Here is a 5,832-nt window from a genome sequence, read left to right on the forward strand (position 1 = left end):
TGCGCTCCCGTCCCGAGCCCCGCGGGGCACGGCACCGCTGACGCGAGCGGCCATCACGGCCACGAGTTCCAGGCTCCAGATGCCTGGGGCCACCGCAGCAAGGGGACCACTCCCCCCAGGCCGCAGGGAAACCTGTCCGACTGTCCGACAGGTTCGGGATCACCGCTTGGGGTCCCGCTCCATCCAAGCCGCGAAAACCTGTCCGACTGTCCGACAGGTTGGGTCCACTGCACTCGGGGGGGACACCGCCCCATCCGGGCCGCAGCGAAACCTGTCCGACTGTCCGACAGGTTCAGATCGCACGCTTCGGGACGGTGGCGCCACCGAGCCTCGGAAACCTGTCCGACTGTCCGACAGGTTCGGGATCACCGCTTGGGGTCCCGCTCCATCCAAACCGCGGAAACCTGTCCGACTGTCCGACAGGTTTTGGAGGACCGCGGCCTGGGAGCGGCCACCCCATTCGAGCCGAGGGGACCTGTTCAACAGGCAGAGCGGTTGGAGCCGTGTCGGACCGACGGTGTACAGCTTGGAGGCCAGGGGGCTTAGATTGCCGGCCCCATGAACGTCCTCGTCACCGGGGCCACCGGCCTCATCGGCAATGCCATCGCGCAGCGGCTCGTGAAGCAGGGCGCCTCCGTCCGCGCGCTCGTGCGGGACCTGGCCCGCGCCTCGAAGCTGCTCCCCTCCACCGTGCAGCTCATCCAGGGGGACGTCACGTCGCCGGGCACCCTGCCCGCCGCGTTGCATGACGTGGAGCTCGTCTTCCACGCCGCGGGCATGCCGGAGCAGTGGCATCGGGACGACTCCATCTTCGACCGCGTGAACCGCCAGGGCAGCGTGAACGTCCTGTCCGCCGCGCACGCCGCGAAGGTGCGCCGCGTGGTCTACACGTCCACCATGGATGTCTTCGCCGCGCCCCGGGGCGGCGAGTTGACCGAAGCGAACATCGACCCGCACCCCAAGCCCACCGTCTACGAACGCTCCAAGCAGGACGCCGAGCGCGCCGTGGAGGCCATCCGCCAGCAGGGCCTGGACGTCGTCTTCGTCAACCCGGCCGCTGTCTACGGCCCCAGCCCCGTGCACGTGGGGCTCAACTCCTTCTTCATCCAGTTGCTCAACAAGAAGGCTCCGCTGCTCCCGCCGGGCGGCATGTCCGTGGTCCACGTGGACGGCTGCACCGACGTGCACCTCGCCGCCGCCGAACGTGGCGTCAACGGCGAGCGCTATCTCGCCTCCGACCAGTACGTCAGCACCGCGGACCTCGCGCTCGCCATCAGCCAGGCCGCTGGGGCTGGCAAGCCTCCCGCCGTCGCGCCCGTCTTCCTGATGGAGGCCCTGGCCCGCGTGTCCGCGCCGCTCGCGCGCGTGTTCCCGTTCACGCCGCTCGTCGCGCCCGGCCAGCTGTCCTTCATGCGCTGGGAAGCACGCGTGAACGCGGCCAAGGCCCAGCGCGAGCTGGCCTTCCGCCCCACCCCGCTCGCGGACGGCGTGGCCCACACCGTGGCCTTCCTTCGCGAACAGGGACTCATCCCGCGCGCCTGAAAAGAACATGGGGGTCCGTCCCACAGGGATGACGGACCCCCACGCGGTTTTGCCACCTGCCTGCCGCCGGACTACTCCTTCACCGGCTCCGACATCCCGAGGGTCTTCCTCGGTCCGAGCATCTCGTGTGTCCTGCGCATCCAACGCGTTGACTGTGATTGAGGCCGGGGCGCGGGAGGTTCGCCCACCTGGACCGCAATCTGGAGACTCCCCCCAGGGCAGGGAACCGGGTGGGCCGTACCTCACCTGGCCAGGGCTTCCGGTCGATGGGCAGGCGGCCATCACTCGAATTCTCCAACCCCATGCATCCGGGTCCGCGCCGTTCCCGTAGCCACAGTGGCCTTGCATCCAGCCCGCCCGCCTGCCCTCCGGCCCGGGACACGGGCTTTCGCGGGCCCTGCTCGACACGGGGTGTCGTCACACGGCGTGAGGCCCACCTTTCAACGCACGCGCATCCTTCACGGGTCCGACCCCCGCCGAGGACGCATGGGCCCCGTACCTCTCACCACGGAGTGACACCATGGCATTGCTATCCAACCTGCTGGGCGCGCTGGGCGCGTCGCAACGGACTGTCTTCAAGGGCAGTGGCTGGAACCGCGGACGCAGCGCCTACGGCCGCCGTCCCATCGGCTATGGATACCGGGGGCGCAGGTCCTCCGGCGCGGGCGGCTCGCTGGGCCGGATGATTCTCGCGGGCCTGGGCGCCTACGGCCTGCGCCGCTACTTCAACAACCGCTCGCGGGTCACGGGTTACTGAAAGCGGGGCGCCGTGCGCGGCAGCGCCGGGAAGTACCGTGGACTTCCCCCGGCAAGGCGCGCCGCCATGGTCCCCCCACGCAGGCACGGGAGCGTTCCACGGACATCTCCCGGTGCCTGACATCCCGCACGCTCCGTCGGTGCGGCGCCTTCTCTTGGAGTAGGGTCCCCTTCCGTGTCCGGCCACTGGCCGACAAAAGAGGCTCCGCACGCATGGCGAAGGCGAAATACGTCCTGGCGCTGGACCAGGGCACCACGGGGACCCACGTCTCCATCCTCGATACCCGGTTGCAGGTGGTGGGCCGCTCCTACAAGGAGCTGCCCCAGCACTTCCCCAAGCCGTCGTGGGTGGAGCACGACCTGATCGACATCTGGAACACCAGCGAGTGGTGCATCGCCCGCGCCCTCAAGGGCGCCGGCCTCACCGGCCGAGACATCGCCGTGGTGGGCATCACCAACCAGCGGGAGACCACGGGCCTGTGGGACCGCGAGACCTCCGAGCCCCTGGCCCGCGCCATCGTCTGGCAGGACCGCCGCACCGCGGACATCTGTCAGCGGCTCAAGGCCCAGGGTGTCGAGCCCCGCGTGCGGGAGGTGACGGGCCTGGTGCTGGATCCCTACTTCTCCGGCACCAAGCTCACCTGGCTCTTCCAGCACCTCAAGGGCGCGAAGAAGCGCGCCGAGAAGGGCGACGTGTGCTTCGGCACCATCGACTCGTGGCTCGTGCACAAGCTCACCGGCGGCGTCGCCCACGTCACGGACGTGTCCAACGCCAGCCGCACGCTGCTCATGGACCTGCGCACGCTCAACTGGGATGACGAGCTGTGCTCGCTCCTGGGTGTGCCGCGCGCGTGCCTGCCGGAGATCCGAGGCAACGCGGAGGTGTACGGCACCACGCGCGGCATGCGCAGCCTGCCGGATGGCATCCTCGTCGCGGGCATGGCGGGAGACCAGCAGGCGGCCCTCTTCGGGCAGGCGTGCTTCGAGCCCGGCGAATCCAAGTGCACCTACGGCACCGGCGCCTTCCTGCTCATGAACACCGGCACCCAGCCGGTGCGCTCCACCGCGGGGCTGCTCACCACCGTGGCGTGGAAGCTGGGCAACACCACGCACTACGCGCTGGAGGGCAGCTCCTTCATCGCGGGCGCCGCCGTGCAGTGGCTGCGCGACGGCCTCAAGGTCATCAAGAAGGCCCCGGACGTGGAGGCGCTGGCCGCCAGCGTGAAGGACTCCGGCGACGTCGTCTTCGTCCCGGCGCTCGCGGGCCTGGGCGCGCCGCACTGGCGCCCGGAGGCGCGCGGCCTGTTCGCCGGCATCGACCGCTCCACCACCGTGGCGCACCTGGCGCGCGCGACGCTGGAGGGAGTGGCCCTTCAAATCCACGACCTGGCGGAGGCCATGCGCCGCGACAGCGGGCGGGACATCCCCGTCTTCAAGGCGGACGGCGGCGCCGCGGCCAACAACCTGCTCATGCAGTACCAGGCGGACCTGTTGGGCGTGCCGGTGGTCCGCCCGCGGAATCTGGAGACCACGGCCCTGGGCGCGGCCTTCCTGGGCGGCCTGGGCGCGGGCGTGTGGACCAGCCCGGACGCCATCCGCCGCGCGTGGAAGGCGGACCGGACCTTCAAGCCGAAGATGAAGCCGGAGGTGCGCGCGCGCCACCTGGAAAAGTGGAAGCAGGCGGTTTCGCGCGCGTGAAATGAGACAGAGGAGCCCGGCGCATTGAACGCGCCGGGGCTTCCATCGGGCGGGGGAGCGGGTAGAACGGCCGCCATGGCCGACGACCGCACGTTGCTCTCCCCGGATGCGCTCCAGACCTTCCTCGCCCAGCACCCCACCTGGAAGCACGAGGGCGGGATGATCCGCCGCACGTATGAAGCACCCTCGTTCCTGGAGGGCATCGCCTTCGTGGAGCGCGTGGCCAAGGCGGCCGAGGCGGCGGACCACCACCCGGACATCGACATCCGGTGGCGCAAGGTGACGCTGGCGCTGGTGACGCACGACGCGGGGGGCCTCACGTCCCGCGACACCGCCCTGGCGGCGGAGGCGGACCGCCTCTTCAGCGAAGGAGCCGCGGTCCGGTGATTCACGGCGTGCGTAGCACCCTGACGGCCCTGGCGTGCGCGGTGTCCCTCGCCGCGCTCCCGGCCCTGGCCCAGGACGACGCTCCCACGGAGCCCCGTCCGGAACGTCTGTATTTCAACTCCGGCGCGCTCCTGGGGTCGGCGCGCGTGGTGGGCCTGGGCGGCGCCTACGTGGGCATCGCGGAGGGCGCCGCGGGTGTGTCCAGCAACCTGGCCGCCCTGGCCCAGCGCAGCCCGTCGCTGGAGCGCGACTGGGACCTGGGCGTCACCCTGTCCTGGCTGGACCTGCCCTTCACCGGCACCAAGCGCCGGGACGTGGACAACGACGGCCTGGCTGACGAATCCGTGGACAGCCGCCAGCTGCTGGGCGCGCTGATGTTGCAATACAAGCGCTTCGGCATCGGCTTCCTGTGGCGCAACAGCCGCACGGGCTACTGCCTCACCGCGGGCTGCCGGGGCGAGGGCGAGAAGCTGCGCGTCTCCCTCACCCAGTCCACGCTCGCGGGCTCCATCGCCTTTGGCCAGGACGACTTCATCCTGTCCCTGGGCATCTTCTCCGCGCAGGCCAGCTTCAGTGAGATGGGCGACCAGTCCTGGCGCTACGGCGACACCGGCGTGGCGGTGGACATGCTCTTCCGTCCGCACGGGCGGCCCTACCGCATTGGCGTGGCGGTGCGTCCGGAGGTGGTGGCGGGCTGGCGCCGCGACGACGGCCAGAGCCCCTTCATCGCGGGCCGCCAGGTCTACGCGGCCGTGGTGTCGCCCGCGGTGCTGTCCCTGGGCGCCAGCTGGCGGCTGGGCGAGGGCGCGCACCGCTACAACCGGCTGTCCCCCGCCGCCCGGCGGCAGCTCCAGGTGGACGGGGACGCGCTGCCGGTGCCGGAGGAGGAGCCCCGCGACGCGCTGGCCGGCCGGTGGCTCATCACCGCGCAGGTGGACCTCATCTCCAGCGTGAGCAACGCGGTGGCGTCGCGCTCGCTCGCCATCACCACGGAGCCGCAGCCCGTGGGCGACACCCCCACCTTCCAGCCGCGCCTGGGCGCTGAATGGGACACCTTCCCGGGCCTCTTGCGCCTGCGCGCGGGCACGTGGCTGGAGCCGTCCCCCTTCCGGGACCGGAACCCCCGGCCGCACCTCACCGGCGGCTTCGAGCTGTTCGTGCTGCGCTACTGGGAGGACTGGTCCCTCACCGCGTCGTTCGACCTGGCGAGCCGCTACTCCAACTGGGGCGTCTCCATCGGCTTCTGGCGGTAGTGTCTGGCTTTGCGCCGTGTTGGGTAACTTGGAGGACCTTCGTGGGCGCTCGCGTCGCCCACCCGCGGCGTCGCGAACCCCACCCGCGCGATACATCCGCCGTCCAGCAGCGGGCGGCCGAGCAACCTTCCGTGCCGTATTTGCCGGTGTGGGATGGCATGCGAACCCTGCCGTACACGGAGGGGATTCCATGTAT

The 5,832-nt window shown here is 70.8% G+C and carries 5 protein-coding genes; all 5 read left to right on the forward strand.

The features are described 5' to 3' along the window. Window positions 1-558 precede the first annotated feature (558 nt). Window positions 559-1,542 carry an SDR family NAD(P)-dependent oxidoreductase gene (locus D7Y21_RS39760; protein ID WP_120561033.1) on the forward strand — a complete coding sequence of 328 codons (984 nt, stop codon included), beginning with the start codon at window positions 559-561 and terminating at the stop codon, window positions 1,540-1,542. 520 nt (window positions 1,543-2,062) lie between these two features. Then, complete coding sequence (locus D7Y21_RS39765) at window positions 2,063-2,299, forward strand: hypothetical protein (protein ID WP_120561032.1); 237 nt, start codon at window positions 2,063-2,065, stop codon at window positions 2,297-2,299. Window positions 2,300-2,511: 212 nt separating this feature from the next. Next, window positions 2,512-3,996 carry a glycerol kinase GlpK gene (gene glpK / locus D7Y21_RS39770; RefSeq protein ID WP_120561031.1) on the forward strand — a complete coding sequence of 495 codons (1,485 nt, stop codon included), beginning with the start codon at window positions 2,512-2,514 and terminating at the stop codon, window positions 3,994-3,996. Window positions 3,997-4,071: 75 nt separating this feature from the next. Continuing rightward, entirely contained in the window at window positions 4,072-4,383 is a 312-nt protein-coding gene (locus D7Y21_RS39775) for a 4a-hydroxytetrahydrobiopterin dehydratase (RefSeq protein ID WP_121718491.1), read from the forward strand. A gap of 8 nt (window positions 4,384-4,391) precedes the next feature. Continuing rightward, window positions 4,392-5,636 (forward strand): hypothetical protein, encoded by a 1,245-nt coding sequence (locus tag D7Y21_RS39780; RefSeq protein WP_233591306.1) that lies wholly within the window; start codon window positions 4,392-4,394, stop codon window positions 5,634-5,636. The last annotated feature ends 196 nt before the right edge of the window (window positions 5,637-5,832 follow it).

The organism is Corallococcus sp. AB045 (genome assembly GCF_003668895.1).
Taxonomy (GTDB): domain Bacteria; phylum Myxococcota; class Myxococcia; order Myxococcales; family Myxococcaceae; genus Corallococcus; species Corallococcus coralloides.

What these genes read in the sequence shown, in the direction of transcription:
- D7Y21_RS39760 (WP_120561033.1), top strand. Translation starts at nt 559, where the DNA reads ATGAACGTCCTCGTCACCGGGGCCACCGGCCTCATCGGCAATGCCATC.
- D7Y21_RS39765 (WP_120561032.1), top strand. Translation starts at nt 2,063, where the DNA reads ATGGCATTGCTATCCAACCTGCTGGGCGCGCTGGGCGCGTCGCAACGG.
- glpK (WP_120561031.1), top strand. Translation starts at nt 2,512, where the DNA reads ATGGCGAAGGCGAAATACGTCCTGGCGCTGGACCAGGGCACCACGGGG.
- D7Y21_RS39775 (WP_121718491.1), top strand. Translation starts at nt 4,072, where the DNA reads ATGGCCGACGACCGCACGTTGCTCTCCCCGGATGCGCTCCAGACCTTC.